Raw genomic sequence first — 19977 nt, forward strand, 5'->3', positions numbered from 1 at the left:
ATGGTCAACGTGACCAATCGTGCCAATGTTCACATGAGGCTTATTGCGCTCGAATTTACCTTTTGCCATAGTCTCTTTCCTTGGGCGCGGGGACCTTTGGTTCAGTTCATGCGGGGCGATTAGCCACAACAGCGGCAAAACACAAGCATCTTTTGACCAGACGGGTCATAGCCATACCCCAAATCACAGGAATAGCGCCGATACGGGCGCAATATAAGAATGTGCAGGGCAAATTATAAGGGCGCAATATTGCCTGCCCGCGACATTTCACCATAAAAATTTGATAAATAAGCTGGAGCGGGTGATGGGAATCGAACCCACGTATTCAGCTTGGAAGGCTGCTGCTCTACCATTGAGCTACACCCGCGCTCCAGATCTCCGGTCCGGCAGTGGTGGAGGAGGTTGGATTTGAACCAACGTAGGCTAAGCCAGCGGATTTACAGTCCGCCCCCTTTAACCACTCGGGCACTCCTCCAGTCTGCCGACGGAGTCTGCTGCAAAGCATTCTCAACCGATACCGTTGATTTTTTAAGCCGCCGGTCATCAGCGATGCGCTTATGGCCGCAAGGTCGTTTTGTGTCAACTGCGCAAGAGTGGTTTTCATGACAGATTTTTTATCAACACACAGCACATAGGCAAAGCCCGGCACTGGCGCTATAGAACGACAATGAGCGACGCTAAGAAAACCGGCACCCCAAAAGATTCTCACTATGCACGCCTGCGCCGTGCCTATCGGGACGACAAAGCCGGACACGACAGGGCCGGACATGACAAAAGACCCGGCGGGGCGCCCACCCATCGGCTCCGACGCCCGGAAATCGCCGGTGAAGGACCTGCTGCCGGCCTCATCCACCTTTATGGCCTGCATACGGTGCGCGCAGCTCTTGGCAATCCGGTGCGCAAAATCCGCTCCATGCTGGTCACCCGCAATGCCGCAGAACGGCTGGAACTGGGCCCACTGGATGCCCTGCCCTTTTCAGCCAGACTTGCCGAGCCACGCGAAATTGAGCGTATGACCGGCTCGGAAGCGGTTCATCAAGGCGTGTTGATCGAAGCCGAACCTTTGAAGCCGAAGCGGCTGGAAGCGCTCGGCGACACAAAATTGATTCTGGTGCTTGATCAGGTGACTGACCCGCATAATGTCGGTGCGATTTTGCGTTCAGCAGTGGCTTTTAGCGCCGGTGCGCTGATCACCACCAGCCGTCACAGCCCCGCCGAATCAGGGGTTTTAGCCAAATCAGCATCGGGTGCGCTGGAACATATCGACCATATCGAGGTGCGAAATCTGGCTGAGGGCCTGAACATTCTGCATCAGGCAGGTTTTTTCAGCATCGGCCTTGATTCGGAAGGCCCGGCTGAACTGGAAAAAAGTTTTTCGGGTGAAAAAATAGCCCTGGTGCTGGGCGCCGAAGGCAAGGGCCTGCGCCAGAAAACACGCGAAACCGTCAATGCATTGGCACGGCTGGATATGCCCGGCGCTATCCGCTCGCTCAATGTTTCAAATGCCGCAGCAATTGCCCTTTATGCTGCCGGCAAACATCTTCTCGCCAAACAGGCTTCAGACTGACCGATCGGACAGGGAAACATTGAAAAAATCCTCTTTTGCTCCATATTTTGGAAGCTGGCAGAGAATTTTGCCCATTTATTAAATGTTTCAACGCGGATTTGGCTTTACTGGCGCAGCAAATATGCTAACCGGAACATATTGCCCTTGTAGCTCAGCTGGTAGAGCAGCGGTTTTGTAAACCGAAGGTCGCGGGTTCGACTCCTGCCGGGGGCACCATTTTTTCCACATGTCTTTCACAAGCCATCTCAAAGCCTGTTTTGCAGGCAGTTCATTTCCTGTTTTTACCGAAAAACAGATGAAATGCTCTAAGCTCTTTGTTTTAACCGCATTTGTGCTTGCGTCAGATATAACCATCTGTACTCACAAAATGTTCTTATGGGTTCGTTTTCATTCAGGACAATGACAAACATGCCAAAAACGACGCAGCCGGGGCAAATGGCATTCATCTCATCGGACGCAGAAGATGCCAAGGCAGCCCGTATCGAGCTTTGCGCCAGATATGACCATGTCAGCGTTGAGGAAGCCGAAATTGTCGTGGCGCTGGGCGGCGACGGTTTTCTTTTGCAAACGCTGCGCGACACGATGGGAACACCTAAAAAGGTGTATGGCATGAATCGCGGCACCATCGGTTTTCTGATGAATGAATATATGGTTGACAACCTGCCTGAACGCATTGCTGCGGCTGCTGCCGAAACCATCCGCCCCATTGAAATGCACGCCACCACCATGGATGGCGAGACAGTTAAGGCACTTTCCATCAATGAGGTTGCGCTGTGGCGTCAATCCTACCAGACAGCCAAGATCCGCATTTCCATCGATAACAAAATACGGATGGAAGAATTGACCTGCGATGGCGTGATGGTGGCGACACCGGCTGGTTCAACCGCCTATAACCTGTCGGCCCACGGCCCGATCCTGCCACTTGATGCGCCACTTCTGGCGCTCACCCCGGTCAGCCCGTTTCGCCCGCGCGCCTGGCGCGGCGCATTGCTGCCTAATCGCTCACAGGTACGTTTTGATATTCTGGAAGGCAATAAACGACCGGTAAACGCGGCTGCCGACCACACTGAAGTCAAAAGTGTGCGCTCGGTCGTGGTACGGCAATTGCGAAAAACCACCGCAACCTTGTTATTCGATCCCAATCATTCCTGGGATGAGCGTATTTTGACCGAACAGTTCAGATATTGAAGGTTGCGGCAGCATTTACAGGGTCAGGACCTGTTATTTTGATCAGGTTTACCTGTCCTCTTAAGTTTAATTGCGCAAAACGCGACAATAACGCCCGTTTGTGTTGACAAAAGGCAGGCTTGGGCATATCGCGTTGCACATTACAGAGCGCCTGAATGGCGCGACACGACGCACAGCGCCGTGCTTTTCCGAACCGGCACTGAACCAGCCCCCGAACAGTCCCTGAACCAAGCAAAGACAGCAAGCGAATTTGTCCTCTGACACCCAGACCGCTCAAGAAGCCCAACCTGCTCAAGACGTATTGACTTTTGCAGACCTTAGCCTGTCGCCAAAAGTTCTGTCTGCCGTGGCCGATGCCGGTTATCCGCATCCCACCCCTATTCAGGCTGGCGCCATTCCTCATGCCCTTCAAGGCAAGGATGTTTTGGGCATTGCCCAGACCGGAACCGGCAAGACCGCCTCATTCGTGCTGCCCATGCTGACACGCCTTGAAAAAGGCCGCGCCCGCGCCCGGATGCCGCGCACCCTTATCCTTGAACCGACACGCGAGCTTGCAGCACAGGTTGAGGAAAATTTCATCAAATATGGCAAAAATCACAAGCTCAACATCGCCCTTTTGATTGGTGGCGTTTCTTTTGACGAGCAGGACAAGAAGCTGGAGCGCGGCGCCGATGTGCTGATCGCCACGCCCGGGCGTCTTCTGGATCATCGCGAGCGTGGCAAACTGCTGCTGAACGGTGTCGATATTCTGGTGATCGACGAAGCCGACAGAATGCTTGATATGGGCTTTATTCCCGATATTGAGCGTATCTGCGAAATGATCCCATTTACGCGCCAGACGCTGTTTTTCTCGGCAACCATGCCACCCGAAATCACCAAACTGGCCGAAAAATTCCTGCAAGCCCCGGTGCGTGTTGAAGTTGCCCGCGCCGCCAGTACCGCCACCACCGTCACCCAAAGGCTGGTCTCGTCCAAATCCAAGCCCTGGGAAAAGCGCGATGTGTTGCGCCAACTGATCAAGCAGGAAGAAGAGACGCTGAAAAACGCGATCATCTTCTGCAACCGCAAGGTCGATGTTTCAGAACTCTTCCGCTCACTGACACGGCATGAATTCAATGCCGGTGCGCTTCATGGCGATATGGACCAGCGGGCGCGCATGACCATGCTGAGCAATTTCCGCGACGGCAAACTAAAACTACTGGTTGCCTCGGATGTGGCTGCGCGCGGTCTTGATATTCCCGACGTCAGCCATGTCTTCAACTATGATGTGCCCATTCATGCTGAAGATTATGTCCACCGCATCGGGCGCACCGGGCGGGCGGGCCGCCTGGGTAAATCTTTCACCATCGCCACAAAGAACGATACCAAATATATCGACGCCATTGAAAAGCTGATCAACAAGTCGATTGAGTGGCTTGACGGCAATCTCTCAACCATTGAGGAAAGTGCTGAGGATGAATCTCCTCGCCGGGGTCGGGGCACGTCGCGCCGCGACACACGCAAGGATGAGAGTGCTGAGAAGAAGTCACGCAGCCAACGTCAGCGCGAAACGACCACAGACAAAGCAGGCAACGACCAGCAGAAGCCGTCAGCATCTGTTTCGGAACGCAAGCCACGTGAAGAAACCAATTCTCGTCCCGTAAAACCGGCACATGAACATGGCCGCAACCATCGCCGCCATTATGACGACGATAATGGCTCGACACCCGTGGGTTTTGGCGACGACATTCCAGCCTTTATGCTGATCGAAACAAAAATCTGACTTTTTGTTTTCATTTCAAAATTTGAGATAATGTGAGCTTCAGATCCTGCCTGCCGTCCAGTTCACGATCTGCGCAACCGCATCCTGAAAAGCACGATCAAGGGCTGCCACATAAGCCTGATTGCCAGTGCCAGAAACATCTGCCGCGGCAATAAAGCCCTGCCCTGCCCGCACCTCGCCGGTGCGGTCATTAAGCAGGCGCACAAACAGTTCCACCACCGCTCGCTCAGTACCCGAAACCTGGATTTCAAAAGCACGGATTTCGGCAATCACCTGATAATCGATCGCCAGCCCCTCACCAGGCCTGCCGACACCGGCAAAACGGCCCGAACGCTGAAAAGTTTCGGCAAGCCTTGCCTGTACGATCAGCGGCAGCCGATCTGCCCATTGCGCGCCCTTCAGATACTGGATGGAGCCCACTGAAGGTTTGATGACAATGTTTTGACCGTCAAAGGCTTTCAATGCCGAAGGCTCGGCAATCAATATCTGGCGGCGGCTGCTTCTGGCTTTCTCAACATGCGCGGCAGACAGTTCATATGTATCAAGCGGCGCCGGGCCGCCACCGGGCAGTGCCGCACAGCCCGTCAGGGCAGCAGACAAAAGCAAGAGGCTCGCAAAACGATATTTTTTTCCGGCCATGAGCCATGTTCCGGCTGCACTGGTTTTCTTACCCACAAGGCTTGATAAATCAGACAAATTCAACGGCGCGCCCTCCCGTCATATTGCCGGACCTCGCCATCGCCACCAGACAAGATACGCTGCGGATTGCGTTGCAGATCGCTGATCGCCTGCTCGATCCGATTGATCGAGCGGCGGCTGTCATTGACCAGCGCCTCGACCCCTTGCAGGCCCTTGCCCGAAAACCGTTCCAGATTGGCCGTGATCGTGCCCAGCCGCGCATTGAGCGTATCAGCTATCTGGCGAAAGGCTTTTAATGTTTCACGCGCATCCGCCATCATGCCGTCAGCCTGATCGGAACCAAGCAGATTGTCGATCTTGAGCAGGATGTCATCAAATTTTTCTCTGGACCCATTCAGGTTTTTCGTAAAATCATCAACATTGGTTACGATCTGCCGCACACGCTCCTGATCAACGGAATCAAGCACCCCTTCGGCTGTTTTGATCATGCCGTCCAGCTTGCCCGAAACCCCTTGAAGCTCCTCTGACAAGGCGGCAACGCTATTTAAGAATTTTTCGACAGAATCAGCATTGCCCGCCAAAGCCTCGGAAAATTTCTGGGCATTCTGCACTGTCTGGGTCAGCGGTCCGCGCACATCTGTGGCAAAGCCTTCCAGTTCCGACATCACCTTGTCTGCGCGCCCGAAAATATCCTGCGCCGTCTGCAACAGATTGGTCACCGCTGACGGATTGGCCGTAATCTCGGCAATTGTGCCATTTTTTTCAGCTTCATCCAGCAGTTTCGGCTCGTTGAGATTGGCGCCTTTCAATTCGATATTGGCCTGACCGGTCAGGCCAGCCAGACCAATATCGGCCTGTGTGGACCGGGTGATCGGTGTCGAACGGTCCAATTCGGCATCGGCAATGGCCACACTTGGATTGTTCACGTCGATATAGACGCGGCGCACATCGCCGACCTTCACACCGTTAAACAGCACAAAACTGCCGCGCCCCAGCCCTGAGGCAGAGCCGGGAATGCGCACCCGCACCATCACCGTCTCGCCGCGATCGCCAAAGGCTGCCGTCCAGTAAACAAAACCGAAAGCAGCAAGAATGGCCACCAGGGTGAAGATGCCGACAATGACGTAATTGGCTCTTGTTTCCATTACAGTATTTATCGCTGTATGCGCCCCTTGAGATCAAGCTGGCGTGCCCGTTTTCCGCGAAAATAAGACTTTACCCACGGCTCTTCGCATTTGAGCATGTCTTCAATCGTACCTTCAACGATGACGCGCTTTTTTCCCAGAACCGCAATTCGATCACAGGCAGTAAAAAGCGAATCAAGATCATGGGTGACCATATAGACGCTTAGACCCATCGTATCGCGCAGCTTGATGACCAGTTCATCAAATTCGGCCGCCCCGATCGGGTCCAGTCCCGAAGTCGGCTCATCAAGAAACACAATGTCGGGATCAAGCGCGAGCGCACGCGCCAATGCCGCCCGCTTGATCATGCCGCCGGAAAGTTCGGATGGAAATTTGTAAGCTGCATCGGCTGGCAGACCCACCAGTTCGATCTTGAGCATGGCCAGTTCATTCATCAGCTTTTTGGGCAGGTCGAGATATTCGCGCATCGGCACCTGCACATTTTCAAGGACACTCAGCGCCGAAAACAAGGCACCATGCTGAAACAGCACACCAAGGCGCATATCAATGCGCATCCGCTGTGCATCCGACAGGCTGTCAACATCATCGCCAAAGAGAAAAATAGCGCCAGACCGCTTGGGCGTCAGTCCCAGAACGGTACGCAACAGCACCGATTTTCCTGAGCCTGAGGCCCCGACAAAACCCAGTATCTCGCCGCGTCGCACATTCAAGGACAGGTTTTCGAGCACGGTTTTGGGGCCAAAAGCAACCGTGATATCGCGCGCCGACAAGACGATCTCGCTTTGTATTTGCGCCTGATGAGACTGCATCAGATTTTCAGCATCCCTCATCATCAAAAATCGATCGCTGCATAAAACATGGCAAACAGGCCATCGAGCACGATGACCACAAAAATTGCCTTCACCACAGAACTGGTGACCTGTCGGCCCAGAGATTCGGCGCTGCCCCCCACCTTCATGCCTTCCACCGAGGCAATGGTGCCGATGATGATGGCCATGAACGGGGCCTTGATCAGACCGGCGGCAATGGTGCTGATGTCAATGGCAAGGCGCAACCTGTCAATGAAGGCGGCAGGGGGAATGTCGGAGTAAAGCCAGGCTGCCAATATACCGCCGCCAAGGGCTGCAAAATTGGCCAGTATGGTCAGGCATGGCAGGGCGACCACCAGCGCGACCAGGCGTGGAAAGACAAGCACGCCGACCGGATTGAGACCGATCACCTTCAGCGCATCGACCTCTTCACGCATTTTCATTGAGCCGATCTCGGCGGTGATGGCGCTGCCGGAGCGACCGGCAATCATGATGGCGGTCAACAAGACACCAAGTTCGCGCAACACCAGCACACCAACCAGATCAACCACAAAAATATCTGCGCCAAAATAATTGAGCTGATACGCGCCCTGCTGGGCAACAATGGCGCCGACAATCGACGACATCAGCACCACAACGGGAATGGCCCCTACCCCCATGCGGTCGATCTGATTGAAAATTGCGGCAGGATTGACTGCATGGCCGCGACCCAGCTTCATTTGCGCTCCGCGGATGGTTGCGCCTAAAATATTCATGGCGGCGATGAAATCATCGCGCATCATATAGACGCTGCGGCCAACAGCTTCCAGAAAGCGGATAAGGACATTGACCCGCACGTCCGGCACGGGTTCGGTCTTGCGCCGTGAAATCTCCCCCACCGCAGCCAGCAAAATGGCTGCCGCATCGCTTTGCCCAACCACACGCAAATGCGTTGCCTGCGCCTCATGCGCCACAATCAGCCGGTCAATCAGCCAGGCGCCTGCCGTGTCAAGCTTTTCAACGCCAGACAGGTCGATAACCAGTTCCCGGCCTGGCCGACTGCGCTCAGCCTGACGCATATCGCGGTCCACATTAGCCACGGTGTGGGTCATCCACACACCTGAAAGATTAAGCTGAAGCACGCCATCACGCTCAACAAAATCGACACGCGGGGCCTGCATGTCATTTTCTGTCTTTGTCGTGCTTGCGTCGCGTTTGCCAATGGTCAACATGGTTTCTGTTTACCCCGGCAAGGCCGGGCTGTCGATTTACAGATGCGCTTCAAAAGCATGTCAGGGAAAAAACATATGGTCCGTGTCATTTCAGTCGAGGTCGAATCCTTCCCGATTGCAGGCAATTTTACCATTTCACGCGGCTCAAAGACTGAAGCCGAAGTCGTGACCTGCACAATTTCCGACGGCCAACATAGCGGGCGCGGAGAATGTGTTCCCTACACGCGCTATGGCGAATCAGTCGAAGGCGTTGTGGCGGCAATTGAAAAGATCGCGCAGCACCTTGCAGCCGGCCTCGATCGCCACTCTCTGCTTGAGGCCATGCCGGCAGGGGCTGCACGCAATGCGGTCGATTGCGCCTTATGGGATCTGGAAGCCAAGATCTCCGGGCAAAGCGTGGCCAGCATCATAGCCCCCAAGATTGCGTCGCTCGAAACGGCTTACACGCTTTCACTGGGCGCGCCTGACGCCATGGCCGCACAGGCGCGGCTTAATGCCTTCCGCCCCCTTCTCAAGGTCAAGATCGGTGGCAGTGGCGATGATAGCGCCCGCCTGCGCGCCGTGCGTGAAGCAGCCCCCAAAAGCAGGCTCATCATTGACGCCAATGAGGGCTGGACCAATGCCAATATCGAGCGCAACCTTGCTGTTTCCGCTGAACTGGGCGTGGCGCTGGTTGAGCAGCCACTACCGGCAGGACAGGATGAAATCCTGCGCCAGATCAGCCATCCTGTGCCGGTCTGCGCCGATGAGAGTGTGCATCAGGCGGCTGATCTTGAAGCGCTGGCCGGGCTTTATGACGCCATCAACATCAAGCTCGACAAGGCGGGCGGCCTGACTGGCGCTTTGATGCTGCGGGATCGCGCCCGCAAACTCGACCTTAAAATCATGATCGGCTGCATGGTGGGGACCTCCCTTGCCATGGCCCCGGCTGTCTTGCTGGCCGCAGATGCCGATTTTGTTGATCTTGATGGGCCGCTGCTGTTGGCGCGCGACCGTCAGCCCGGCCTTGAATATCAAGGTTCGCTGGTTTTTGCGCCCACCCCGCAACTATGGGGATAGTCATTCTGTCAGGCTGCTGCCTTGCAAAGCAAGAGCTGCCTCGCATTTGCCATGGTCCATGCTAGAGTATTTCTTGTTTTCATAGAAACATGACGAAACACTCTAAGCTCTTGTTTTAGCCGCATTTGTGCGACGCCAGATGATTCCATCTGGCTGCAAAATGCTCTAGAACAGGCTTACAATCCACCTGAAACGGGATCACAATCTATCAGATTCGCTGGCCCCTGTTTCAGGTCTTTGTTTTTACCCATGTCTTTATCCCGACAACCGGTGCATCCTGATAATCAGCGCCCGGTTTGGGAGACAGGCTTTGACTCGATACCCAATTGGCTTGAGGGGATAATTTCCAGATGGATAATGGCAATGGCAAAAGAACGCATTCCGACATTGAAAAAGCTGCGCTGTTTTTCCATCAACACCCCGTACCGGGAAAACTGGAAATTCGGGCAACCAAGGCTTTAGACAATCAGCGCGATCTGGCGCTTGCCTATTCACCCGGAGTGGCAGCCCCTTGCCTTGAAATTCAGGAAAACCCTGAAGCAGCAGCGCTTTATACGACACGCGCCAACCTTGTCGGTGTCGTTTCCAATGGAACAGCCGTTCTTGGCCTTGGCAATATCGGACCACTGGCCTCCAAGCCGGTGATGGAAGGCAAGGCGGTTTTATTCAAGAAATTTGCCAATATCGACGTGTTCGACATTGAAATTGATACGCCCGAAATCGACCAGATGGTTGCCACTATTGCCGCATTGGAACCAACCTTTGGCGGCATCAATCTGGAAGATATCAAGGCTCCGGAATGTTTCGAGGTTGAACAGCGCCTGAAGGAGCGCATGAATATTCCCGTCTTTCATGACGACCAGCATGGAACCGCCATTATCGTTGCCGCCGCCATTCTCAACGGGCTGGCCATCGCCGGCAAAACAATCGAGGATGTCAAGATTGTTACATCCGGCGCCGGAGCAGCGGCTCTTGCCTGCCTCAACCTGCTGGTTTCGCTTGGCGCAAAAATCGAAAATATCTGGGTCACAGACCGCTTTGGCGTTGCCTATAAGGGTCGCATCGAGGAAATGGATCGCTGGAAAGAGCCCTACGTCAAAGACACCAAAGCCCGCAAACTGGCCGATGTTATCGGCGGCGCCGATGTGTTTTTAGGCCTTTCGGCTGCCGGTGTCTTAACGCCCGACCTGTTGAAGCTGATGGCGCACAAGCCGCTGGTTCTGGCGCTTGCCAATCCTTCACCTGAAATCATGCCCGAAGTGGCGCGCCAGGCCCGTGCAGACGCCATGATCTGCACGGGTCGCTCCGACTTTCCCAATCAGGTCAACAATGTCTTGTGCTTTCCGTATATTTTCCGCGGCGCGCTCGATTGCGGTGCAACCGCCATCAATGAAGACATGAAAATGGCGGCGGTACACGCCATTGCCGGTCTTGCCCGTGAAGAACCGTCGGAAGTCGCGGCTCAAGCCTATTCAGGCGAAACACCCATTTTTGGACCGGAATATCTGATCCCCTCACCTTTTGATCCGCGCCTGATTTTGCGGATTGCCCCGGCTGTGGCCAAAGCTGCCCATGAAACCGGGGTGGCCAGCCGCCCGATTACCGATATGCCAGCCTATCTCGACAGGCTGAACCGTTTTGTCTTCCGCTCCGGACTGGTCATGAAGCCGGTCTTTTCTGCAGCCCGCACCTCACCGAAAAACCGCATCATCTATGCCGATGGTGAAGATGAACGGGTGCTTCGCGCCACACAGGTGGTGATTGAGGAAGGCATTGCACATCCGACCCTGATCGGTCGCCCAGGTGTGATCGAAACACGCCTGCAACGCTACGGATTGCGCATCCGGCCCGGCAAGGATTTTGACCTCATCAACCCTGAGGATGATCCGCGCTATCGTGACTATGTTGAACTGCTCATCAAGATCACAGGACGCCGCGGCGTCACCCAGGAGGCTGCGCGCACCATGGTGCGCACCGACAATACGGTGATTGCAGCGCTGGCCCTGCAACGCGGTGAAGGCGACGCCATGCTGTGCGGTCTGGAAGGGCGCTTTAGCAAGCATCTGCGCAATGTTTCGCTCATTATCGGCTCCCGCCCCGACGTCCGGCATCGCGACCTGTCAACGCTGTCCATGCTGATCACCCAGCGCGGACCGCTTTTCTTCACCGATACCTATGCAACACTTGATCCAAGCGCAGAAGAAATTGCCGAAATGACCCTTCTGGCCGCAGAACAGGTACGCCGCTTCGGCCTGGAGCCAAAGGCTGCCCTCTTGTCGCATTCCGATTTTGGCTCACGCGATACTCCCAGCGCCTACAAGATGCGGCGCGCTGCTGAAATCATCCATGAGATTGCGCCTGAACTGGAATGCGATGGAGAGATGAATGCCGACACGGCCCTGTCGCCCCTGCTGCGCCAGCGCGTCTACCCGCATTCAAACCTCAAGGACGAGGCCAATCTCCTGGTCTTTCCCAATCTGGATTCAGCAAATATCGCCATGACGGCAGTCAAGCAGATAATGGATGCACTCCATATTGGTCCGATTTTGCTTGGTTCAGCCATGCCTGCTCATATTCTTACACCATCTGTCACCTCACGCGGCATCATCAACATGACGGCCATTGCCGTGGTTGAAGCAGCCCAGAATGCGCGGGAAACTGCAAATTAACCGGCAAGTGCTAGGCTCATAGCCTCGGGTCAGGACCTGGCCCTGAACAAGGGGCTATGAGGTTTGGTGACAGATCTGGTTCACAGGGCAGCTTTTATACTGCTGCTGGCTTTTACGCTCAATTTTACCTTGCTTTCATCTGTCGAGGCAGCCCCCTCCTGCCGACAGTTGGAAGCTCAACTGGCGCGCGCTTCATCTGCCACCAGCAGCAAAGCCACAAAAAAATATGATGCCGCCATTGTCCGCCAGCGTGGCCAGATAGAAAAAACGCGCCTTAGAACCCGCAAGGCCGGTTGTGGTTTTGCTGTTTTTTCACGCAACAGACCCCAATGTGAAGAATTGAATGCAGCGCTCAAGCGCATGGAAGCCAATCTGAAAAACCTGACTGCTACACGCGCCGGGCTGGCCAAAACCACAAAACAGCCTGATCGTTCCCGCATTCTGGCGGCCTTAAAGGCCGGCGGCTGCCGCTCGCAGAAAAATCCAGTGACACAAAAAGCCGCCGCCCCGGCAAGGGATATGGTGTTACCACCTGCAAAAAATGCCGATATCATCATACGCGGCACGGGCAAATCAGCTCTTTCTTATCCGGCAAACCGGCCCTACCTCACCCAATGCGTGCGCATTTGCGATGGCTATTTCTTTCCCATGTCAAAATCGAGCACACCGGCAGATTTCCAGCGCGATCAGGCCCGCTGTGAAGCGGCCTGTCCGGGTACGCGCGTGGAAATGTTTTATGGAGGCAGCCCAGAAAAACCTGCCAACATGATCTCGGCGGTTACCGGAAAACCCTATACCAGCCTGCCCAAGGCTCTGGTGTTTCGCCGTCTGGATATTCCAACCGATCCCGGATGCCACTGCGGCAGTTCCAGCGCGCAAGCCTCTTCCTTTTTTGGCGAGGCCCCCATAGCCAATTCACAGCTTACAAAAACCCCGGGCTCATCGCTGATCAGGATGCAAGGCAGTACAGATAGTCAAAAATCTGCGCAACCCGCAGTTTCGCAGCCTTCAAAAGAACAAAACCTTACCGATGAGCGCAAGGTCAGGGTCGTCGGGCCAGTGTTCCTTCCCGCCCGATAAGCGGCAAAATCTCAGCCAGTTCCGGGCCTGATGCGCGCCCGGTCAGAGCCAGACGCAGCGGAGCAAACAAGGCCTTGCCTTTGCGCCCTGTTTCTTCGCGCACACTGGTCGTCCACGCCTTCCACACATCCGCTTCCCATGGAGATTCCGGCAGAAGATCAAAAGCCTGAGCAAGAAATTCACGATCCCCGGCCTCGAATTCCGGATTTTCCAGCAACCCCTCATCGACAATGCGCCACCAGTCACGCGCATCGGCAATCTTTTGCAGATTCCCCCGCACCGCATTCCAGAAGGCGGGCGCACGCTCGCCTTCAATTCCCAGCAATTGCAACCGGTCACGCACATCTTCAAATTCCAGATGCTGCAACAATGCGTGGTTCAGCACGAACAATTCATCGGGATCGAATTTCGATGCCGATCTGGATGTCGAGGACAGATCGAAATGAGCAGCCAGTTCAGCCATGGAAGCCATGGCCTGAACATTTTCCGACGTGCCGATCAGCACGGCCAATGAGGCAATTGCCATTGGCTCGACACCGGCTTCACGCAGGCCTTCAACCGATAAGGCACCGCTGCGCTTGGAAAGCCCTTCACCCGAAGAGGTGGTCAGCAGATTGTGATGGCCAAAAAGCGGCGGCTCTGCCCCGAGCACCTTGAACAGGGCAATCTGCACACCGGTATTGGTGACATGATCATCGCCGCGAATGACATGGGTAACCCCCATCTCCATATCATCGACGACTGACGGCAGCGTATAAAGATAGGTGCCGTCGGCACGCACCAGAACCGGATCGGACAATGAAGCCAGATCAACGGTCTGTTCGCCGCGCACCAGATCATCCCACTGCACTTCGGTGCGCTGCGGACTGGAGGGGTCATCGGTAAAATTGGGCAGCAGAAAACGCCAGTGAGGTTTGCGCCCCTCTGCCTCATAACTGGCAATTTCATCAGCGCTCAGGCTGAGCGCCTCACGCCCATAGACCGGCGGCAGACCACGTGTGCGCCTGACCTTGCGGCGCAAATCCAGTTCTTCGGGCGTCTCATAGCAGGCATAGAGCAGGCCAAGAGCCTTCAGCTTCTCAACCGCCCGATCATAAATGTCGAAACGCTTTGACTGATATTCGATACTGTCGGGAAAAATGCCCAGCCAATGCAGATCGTAAAGAATGGAATCGGCATATTCCTTGCGCGAGCGTTCCAGATCCGTGTCATCAAAACGCTGGATAAACCGACCCTTGTTGTTTTGCGCAAACAGCCAGTTGAACAAGGCCGTGCGGGTGTTGCCGATATGAATACGGCCAGTGGGCGAAGGGGCAAAGCGAACGGTAACAGTCATTCTCGCGGCCTAACCGATAGGATGGACATTGACAAGACAAGCATTGGCACAGATTTTTGTATCGTCTGACCTGCCACACGCAGTGTCAGTTATGATTGCGGTATTTATTGGTGATCGGATAGCGCCGGTCGCGACCAAAATTCTTTTGTGAGATTTTGACACCCGGCGCCGACTGCCGCCGCTTGTATTCGGCAATATAAAGCAGATTTTCGATACGGGCGACTGTTTCGCGCCCATATCCGCGCGCAACAATTGCGTCCACATCCATCTCATTTTCGATCAGGCACTCAAGAATATCGTCCAATATCTCATAAGGCGGCAGCGAATCCTGATCGGTCTGGTTTTCGCGCAGTTCAGCGCTTGGCATCTTGGTGATGATATTGGCAGGAACGACCTCGCCCGATGGCCCCAGCGCACCGGCAGGCACTTTCGTGTTGCGCCAGCGCGAAATGGCATAAACCTGTGTCTTGTACAAATCCTTGATCGGATTGAAGCCGCCATTCATGTCGCCATAAAGCGTTGCATAGCCCACCGCCATTTCGCTCTTGTTGCCGGTGGTTATCACCATGGAGCCAAATTTGTTGGACAGCGCCATTAGCAACGTGCCCCGCGCCCGGCTTTGCAGATTTTCCTCGGTGACGTCTGCTGGCGTGCCTTCAAAAAGCGGCGCCAATGCCTGCAAAAACCCTTCAACCGGCAAGGATATCGGCACGCTGTCATAGCGGCACCCAAGCGCATCGATACACGCTTGCGCATCTTGCAGCGATTCTTTGCTGGTATAGCGATAGGGCAGCATCACGCAATGCACCCGCTCCTTGCCCAGCGCATCCACCGCAAGTGCTGCACAAACAGCCGAATCCAGTCCACCCGACAGGCCAAGAACGACATGTTTGAAGCCGTTCTTGTTCACATAATCGCGTAGGCCCAGCATGGCTGCGCAATAATCTGCCTCTTCCCCGCCCGGAATTTTTGAAACCGGCCCCTGTTCACAGGTCCAGCCCTCACCCTTTCGTTTCCAGGTGGTGACGACAAGCCCCTCTTCGAACTGGCCCATCTGGAAGGCAAGTGTCTTGTCAGCGCCAATGGCGAAGGATGCACCATCAAATACCAACTCATCCTGCCCGCCAAGCTGATTGGCATAGATCAACGGCAAACCACTTTCGATAACTTGCCGGATGACGATCTGCTGGCGGATTTCGACCTTGCCCCGGCAAAAAGGCGAACCGTTTGGCGCCAGCAGCAGTTCTGCACCGCTTTCCGCCAGCGTTTCGCACACGCCGTGCTCACCCCAAATGTCCTCACAAATCGGAATGCCGATGCGCACACCCCGGAAATTGACCGGACCCGGCAGGTCCGGTCCCGGCTGAAACACACGCTGTTCATCAAACTCGCCATAATTGGGCAAATCGACCTTGAAGCGCTCGGCAATGATCTTGCCGCCATCAGCCACGATCACCGCATTATGGATACCGCTTTCGCGCTTTAACGGCACACCAATCACGATGCCCGGCCCGCCATCGGCTGTATCTGCGGCAATTTCGGCAGCAGCACGTTCACATGCCCGAAGGAAAGCCGGTTTCAAAATCAGGTCTTCGGGCGGATAGCCGCATAAAAACAGTTCTGTAAACAAAACAAGGTCTGCGCCTTCACGCGCCGCTTGCGCCCGTGCCTGTCGCCCCAAGGCAAGATTGCCCAAAATATCGCCAACCGTCGGGTTGAGCTGGGCAATGGCGATATGGAGAGTATCAGGAACTGTCATGCTGGTCATGGCTTTGGTTTAGCCTGTGTTTGCGCCAAAGGAAACAACGGCCTGTTTAAACCGGCGCGCCAAACAGCCGCTCCAGAATGGCAAACAGCCACACCCCCCCGGCAAGCACAAAAGAGATGAGAACAGCCAGTGAGCCACAATCCTTGGCAAGCTGAATATCAATATTGAATTCGCGATTGACCGCGTTGCAGGTTGCTTCAATACCGGTATTGAGCACTTCCACAAGAATGACAAACAAGATTGCAGCAATCAAAAGCGCATAACCGACCCAGGACGCCGCCACCAGCCAGCCGACAGGAATGGCGATCAATAAAAGAATCAGCTCCTGCTGGAAAGCTGCCTCACTGCCTGCCAGCCGCTGGAAGGCTCGCACAGAATTCCAGAACGCATCGATCAACCGCTTCATGTCATTATGTCTCCCAGAGCATTTCTTGTTTTCACGGAAAACGACGAAATGCTCTAATCTCTTGTTTAGCCGCATTTGTGCGACGCCAGACGATTCCGTCTGACTGCAAAATGCTCTAATAGCAAAAAGGCGCCTCCCTTCGGGACGCGCCTTTTATTACATTTATTCCATTGCCGGCAATCAGGCCGATGCAGCCTGTTTTTCTGCCGCGGGATTGTTCTTGCGCAGCAAGTCTGAAACCAGAAACGCAAGTTCAATAGCCTGATCAGCGTTCAGACGCGGATCGCAATGGGTATGGTAACGATCCTGCAATTCTTCGGCAGTGATGGCGCGCGCGCCACCCGTGCATTCCGTAACATTCTTGCCAGTCATCTCGATATGAATGCCGCCCGGATGCGTGCCTTCTGCGCGGTGCACCTCGAAAAAGGTCTGAACCTCCTTGAGGATACGCTCAAAGGGGCGCGTCTTGTACCCTGCTGCGGTGATGGTGTTGCCATGCATGGGATCACAAGACCACACGACAGAGCGGCCTTCGGCCTTTACTGCACGAACCAGATCCGGCAATTGATCGCCCACCTTGTCGGAGCCAAAACGTGCAATCAGGGTCAGGCGTCCGGGTTCATTTTCCGGGTTCAGCCTGTCGATCAGCTTCAGCAGACCATCTGCCGTTATCGAGGGACCGCATTTAAGGCCAAGCGGGTTCTTGATACCACGGCAATACTCGACATGGGCATGATCGAGCTGACGGGTACGATCGCCGATCCAGATCATATGACCAGAGGTCGCATACCAGTCGCCCGATGTGGAATCAACGCGGGTCAGCGCCTCTTCATAGCCCAGAAGCAGGGCCTCATGGCTGGTATAAAAATCCGTTTCCCGCAGCGCATGATTGGTATCAGAAGTAATGCCGATGGCCTTCATGAAATCCATCGTCTCTGTAATGCGCTGGGCCAGCGATTCATATTTTGCACCCTGCGGGCTGTCGGAAACGAAGCCCAACATCCAGCTATGCACATTTTCAAGGCTCGCATAGCCACCCTGCGCAAAGGCGCGCAAAAGGTTAAGAGTTGCAGCCGACTGGCGGTAAGCCATCGTCTGCCGACGCGGATCAGGGGTGCGGGCGGCCGCATCAAAACTATTGTCATTGATGATATCGCCCCGATAGCTCGGCAGCGTCACATCACCCTGGGTCTCAAAGTCGGAAGAACGCGGCTTGGCAAACTGTCCGGCAACGCGGCCAACCTTCACCACCGGCTGCGAACCGGCATAGGTCAAGACCACCGACATCTGCAAAAAGACGCGGAAGAAGTCGCGGATATTGTCCGCGCCATGTTCAAGAAAGCTCTCGGCGCAATCGCCACCTTGAAGCAAAAAAGCCTCTCCGGCCGCCACGCTGGCCAGTTGCTTCTTCAGTTTGCGCGCCTCGCCTGCAAAAACGAGCGGCGGAAAACTGGAAAGCTGGGCTTCGACAGCCCGCAAGGCATCAGCATCCGGATAGGACGGAACCTGCTGAATTGGCTTTTCTCTCCAGGATTTCAAGGACCACTTCGTCATTGTCTTAACCACTCTTTATCAGGGGGCGCTTGGCCCGTCATTCCCATATATAAGTACAGGGACGCCGCTCCATACATGAAGCAGCGTTTTTACGCCAGTGCGCAATCTATCCATACCTGCCGGACCTGTCTCAAAAACCAGTTGCACAAGATTTAGGCAAAACTGGTCCCGACATGGACATTGCCGCAATTTTTTCTCCCTGCACCTGCCCCGTTGACTTGAACCCAAACCCTCTTATGTTGCACCTGCTTACAGCCTCCAGACACGCTTGCCAGCGGAAAGGTCAACCACGCCATGCCCGGCGACAGTTACAGTCGAGAAATGATGCCGTCTGCCTGATGCAAGCCTTGTGGGCTCACCTCCGGCCGACGGCCAGGAGTATTGAACCCATGAACAGATTTTCGTCCGCCATAAGCGGCAATGCCGCCGTGATTGCACGCATTCTTGCCAATGATCACGTTGCCGACATCGTTGAAGCTCTCAACAATGAACCCCGAAAACTTGCCGCTGACCTGCTTGCACAGGCCCCCTTCGAGCGCACCGTTGAAATATTTGACCAACCGGAACTGGACGATGCTTCCGAGCTGATTTCAGCCCTGCCCCGCAACCGTGCCGGAAAGCTGCTGGCCGCCATGTCTGCCGACCGCGCTGCCGATGTGCTGCGCGATCTTGACGAGGCGGCACGTCTGGAGCTTCTTCATGCCATGCCCCCGGCACTGCGGCACTCATTGCTGTCCATTCTGGGCTATGAGGAAGGCAGCGCCGGTTCAATCATGACCACCGAATATGTCAGCGTACCGCCCGACTGGACGGTTGCGCGCACATTAGACTACATCCGGCAGGTCGAGCGAACCCGAGAAACCGTTTACGCTATCTATGTGGTGGACCCCGATACGCAACATCTGCTGCGCGCTTTCGGCCTGAGAAAGCTCATCACCAGCAACCCGCAGGCACTCATCAGCACGATTGCGGCAGACACTGCACCTGTCAGCGTGCCACCGCTGATGGATGTCGAGCAGGTGGCCCATCTCATCCGAAAATATGATCTTCTGGCCGTGCCGGTGGTCGAGGATGACAAAATCCTCGGTATCGTCACCGTCGATGACGTACTCGATACGATGATTGAGGAAAACACCGAGGACGCACATCGCTTTGGCGGCATGGAGGCGCTGGACGAGCCTTACATGAAAATGGGGTTTTTCTCCATGATCGGCAAACGCGGCGGCTGGCTGAGCGCGCTGTTTTTAAGCGAAATGCTGACGGCCAGCGTGATGCAGCACTATGAAGTTGAACTGGAAAAAGCCATTGTCCTGACCCTCTTCATCCCGCTCATCATGAGTTCAGGCGGCAATTCCGGTTCACAGGCAACCTCACTGGTCATCCGGGCCATGGCGCTGCGTGAATTATCGCTGGCCGACTGGTGGCGGGTAGCTTTGCGCGAATTGCCAAGCGGTGTCGTGCTTGGTGTCATGCTTGGCCTGATCGGCATGGGGCGCATCGTGCTGTGGCAATATCTGGGTCTTTACGATTACGGCCCTTATTGGCACCTGATTGCTGCAACCGTGGGGGTAGCCCTTGTCGGCATCGTCACTTTCGGCTCTCTGTCAGGGTCAATGCTGCCTTTTGCCTTAAAGCGCATCGGCTTTGACCCCGCCAGCGCCTCGGCGCCATTTGTGGCCACGCTGGTGGATGTGACAGGGCTGGCCATCTATTTCACGGTGGCAGCGCTCATCCTGTCAGGCACAATCTTGTAAAAAAGAAATGCAGGCTTGTAAAAAAGCGTG

At 55.1% G+C, this 19977-nt stretch carries 15 protein-coding genes and 3 tRNA genes; 8 read left to right on the forward strand and 10 right to left on the reverse strand.

The features are described from left to right. Nucleotides 1-293: 293 nt before the first annotated feature. Both ACFPLB_RS11220 and ACFPLB_RS11225 read right to left on the reverse strand, forming a co-directional pair. Nucleotides 294-367: transfer RNA gene (locus tag ACFPLB_RS11220), tRNA-Gly, on the reverse strand. Nucleotides 368-390: 23 nt separating this feature from the next. Continuing rightward, nucleotides 391-475: transfer RNA gene (locus tag ACFPLB_RS11225), tRNA-Tyr, on the reverse strand. Nucleotides 476-667: 192 nt separating this feature from the next. On the opposite strand from ACFPLB_RS11225, the gene ACFPLB_RS11230 reads away from it, so the two are divergent. The 4 genes from ACFPLB_RS11230 (at nt 668) to ACFPLB_RS11245 (ending at nt 4517) form a co-directional block, all read left to right on the forward strand. Beyond that, nucleotides 668-1567 (forward strand): TrmH family RNA methyltransferase, encoded by a 900-nt coding sequence (locus ACFPLB_RS11230; RefSeq protein WP_378229627.1) that lies wholly within the window; start codon nt 668-670, stop codon nt 1565-1567. Between the two features lie 140 nt (nt 1568-1707). Then, nucleotides 1708-1783, forward strand: a tRNA-Thr gene (locus tag ACFPLB_RS11235). 192 nt (nt 1784-1975) lie between these two features. Further along, on the forward strand, nt 1976-2755 hold the full coding sequence (locus ACFPLB_RS11240) for an NAD kinase (protein WP_378229629.1): 780 nt from the start codon (nt 1976-1978) through the stop codon (nt 2753-2755). Between the two features lie 250 nt (nt 2756-3005). Further along, nucleotides 3006-4517: a DEAD/DEAH box helicase gene (locus ACFPLB_RS11245; protein ID WP_378229631.1), complete on the forward strand. Its 1512-nt coding sequence runs from the start codon at nt 3006-3008 to the stop codon at nt 4515-4517. 39 nt (nt 4518-4556) lie between these two features. Here the strand turns inward: ACFPLB_RS11245 and ACFPLB_RS11250 are convergent, their stop codons facing one another. The 4 genes from ACFPLB_RS11250 to ACFPLB_RS11265 are packed head-to-tail and all read right to left on the reverse strand — an operon-like array spanning nt 4557 to nt 8321. Continuing rightward, a complete protein-coding gene (locus ACFPLB_RS11250) occupies nt 4557-5156 on the reverse strand; it encodes an ABC-type transport auxiliary lipoprotein family protein (protein WP_378229633.1) in 600 nt (199 codons plus the stop codon). Between the two features lie 59 nt (nt 5157-5215). Beyond that, nucleotides 5216-6301, reverse strand: coding sequence for an MlaD family protein (locus ACFPLB_RS11255; RefSeq protein WP_378229635.1), 1086 nt, complete (start codon nt 6299-6301; stop codon nt 5216-5218). 8 nt (nt 6302-6309) lie between these two features. Next, nucleotides 6310-7110, reverse strand: a complete 801-nt coding sequence (locus tag ACFPLB_RS11260; RefSeq protein WP_378229637.1) for an ABC transporter ATP-binding protein — start codon at nt 7108-7110, stop codon at nt 6310-6312. Between the two features lie 23 nt (nt 7111-7133). Then, nucleotides 7134-8321: an ABC transporter permease gene (locus ACFPLB_RS11265; protein WP_378229639.1), complete on the reverse strand. Its 1188-nt coding sequence runs from the start codon at nt 8319-8321 to the stop codon at nt 7134-7136. A gap of 75 nt (nt 8322-8396) precedes the next feature. Here ACFPLB_RS11265 and dgcA point away from each other — a divergent pair, with 75 nt between their 5' ends. The 3 genes from dgcA to ACFPLB_RS11280 all read left to right on the forward strand — a co-directional run bounded on the left by dgcA (nt 8397) and on the right by ACFPLB_RS11280 (nt 13129). Continuing rightward, nucleotides 8397-9380, forward strand: a complete 984-nt coding sequence (gene dgcA / locus ACFPLB_RS11270; RefSeq protein ID WP_378229641.1) for an N-acetyl-D-Glu racemase DgcA — start codon at nt 8397-8399, stop codon at nt 9378-9380. A gap of 350 nt (nt 9381-9730) precedes the next feature. Further along, a complete protein-coding gene (locus ACFPLB_RS11275; RefSeq protein ID WP_378229643.1) occupies nt 9731-12049 on the forward strand; it encodes an NADP-dependent malic enzyme in 2319 nt (772 codons plus the stop codon). 66 nt (nt 12050-12115) lie between these two features. Beyond that, nucleotides 12116-13129 (forward strand): DUF2865 domain-containing protein, encoded by a 1014-nt coding sequence (locus tag ACFPLB_RS11280; RefSeq protein WP_378229645.1) that lies wholly within the window; start codon nt 12116-12118, stop codon nt 13127-13129. Here the strand turns inward: ACFPLB_RS11280 and gltX are convergent. The 4 genes from gltX to ACFPLB_RS11300 form a co-directional block, all read right to left on the reverse strand. Further along, entirely contained in the window at nt 13092-14465 is a 1374-nt protein-coding gene (gene gltX / locus ACFPLB_RS11285; RefSeq protein WP_378229647.1) for a glutamate--tRNA ligase, read from the reverse strand. The two genes, ACFPLB_RS11280 and gltX, sit on opposite strands and share 38 nt — an antisense overlap. Before the next feature lie 85 nt (nt 14466-14550). Next, entirely contained in the window at nt 14551-16233 is a 1683-nt protein-coding gene (locus ACFPLB_RS11290; RefSeq protein ID WP_378229649.1) for an NAD+ synthase, read from the reverse strand. A 46-nt stretch (nt 16234-16279) separates the two neighbouring features. Further along, nucleotides 16280-16639, reverse strand: a complete 360-nt coding sequence (locus tag ACFPLB_RS11295) for a diacylglycerol kinase (protein WP_378229651.1) — start codon at nt 16637-16639, stop codon at nt 16280-16282. A gap of 180 nt (nt 16640-16819) precedes the next feature. Further along, entirely contained in the window at nt 16820-18193 is a 1374-nt protein-coding gene (locus tag ACFPLB_RS11300) for a class II 3-deoxy-7-phosphoheptulonate synthase (protein ID WP_378229652.1), read from the reverse strand. Nucleotides 18194-18582: 389 nt separating this feature from the next. Between ACFPLB_RS11300 and mgtE the strand changes: the two genes are divergently transcribed. Then, nucleotides 18583-19947: a magnesium transporter gene (gene mgtE, locus ACFPLB_RS11305; protein ID WP_378229654.1), complete on the forward strand. Its 1365-nt coding sequence runs from the start codon at nt 18583-18585 to the stop codon at nt 19945-19947. Nucleotides 19948-19977 lie beyond the last annotated feature (30 nt).

The organism is Aquamicrobium segne (assembly GCF_042656785.1).
GTDB lineage: Bacteria > Pseudomonadota > Alphaproteobacteria > Rhizobiales > Rhizobiaceae > Mesorhizobium > Mesorhizobium segne.

What these genes read in the sequence shown, in the direction of transcription:
- ACFPLB_RS11230 (WP_378229627.1), top strand. Translation starts at nt 668, where the DNA reads ATGAGCGACGCTAAGAAAACCGGCACCCCAAAAGATTCTCACTATGCA.
- ACFPLB_RS11240 (WP_378229629.1), top strand. Translation starts at nt 1,976, where the DNA reads ATGCCAAAAACGACGCAGCCGGGGCAAATGGCATTCATCTCATCGGAC.
- ACFPLB_RS11250 (WP_378229633.1), bottom strand. Translation starts at nt 5,156, where the DNA reads ATGGCCGGAAAAAAATATCGTTTTGCGAGCCTCTTGCTTTTGTCTGCT.
- ACFPLB_RS11255 (WP_378229635.1), bottom strand. Translation starts at nt 6,301, where the DNA reads ATGGAAACAAGAGCCAATTACGTCATTGTCGGCATCTTCACCCTGGTG.
- ACFPLB_RS11260 (WP_378229637.1), bottom strand. Translation starts at nt 7,110, where the DNA reads ATGCAGTCTCATCAGGCGCAAATACAAAGCGAGATCGTCTTGTCGGCG.
- ACFPLB_RS11265 (WP_378229639.1), bottom strand. Translation starts at nt 8,321, where the DNA reads ATGTTGACCATTGGCAAACGCGACGCAAGCACGACAAAGACAGAAAAT.
- dgcA (WP_378229641.1), top strand. Translation starts at nt 8,397, where the DNA reads ATGGTCCGTGTCATTTCAGTCGAGGTCGAATCCTTCCCGATTGCAGGC.
- ACFPLB_RS11275 (WP_378229643.1), top strand. Translation starts at nt 9,731, where the DNA reads ATGGATAATGGCAATGGCAAAAGAACGCATTCCGACATTGAAAAAGCT.
- gltX (WP_378229647.1), bottom strand. Translation starts at nt 14,465, where the DNA reads ATGACTGTTACCGTTCGCTTTGCCCCTTCGCCCACTGGCCGTATTCAT.
- ACFPLB_RS11290 (WP_378229649.1), bottom strand. Translation starts at nt 16,233, where the DNA reads ATGACCAGCATGACAGTTCCTGATACTCTCCATATCGCCATTGCCCAG.
- ACFPLB_RS11295 (WP_378229651.1), bottom strand. Translation starts at nt 16,639, where the DNA reads ATGAAGCGGTTGATCGATGCGTTCTGGAATTCTGTGCGAGCCTTCCAG.
- ACFPLB_RS11300 (WP_378229652.1), bottom strand. Translation starts at nt 18,193, where the DNA reads ATGACGAAGTGGTCCTTGAAATCCTGGAGAGAAAAGCCAATTCAGCAG.
- mgtE (WP_378229654.1), top strand. Translation starts at nt 18,583, where the DNA reads ATGAACAGATTTTCGTCCGCCATAAGCGGCAATGCCGCCGTGATTGCA.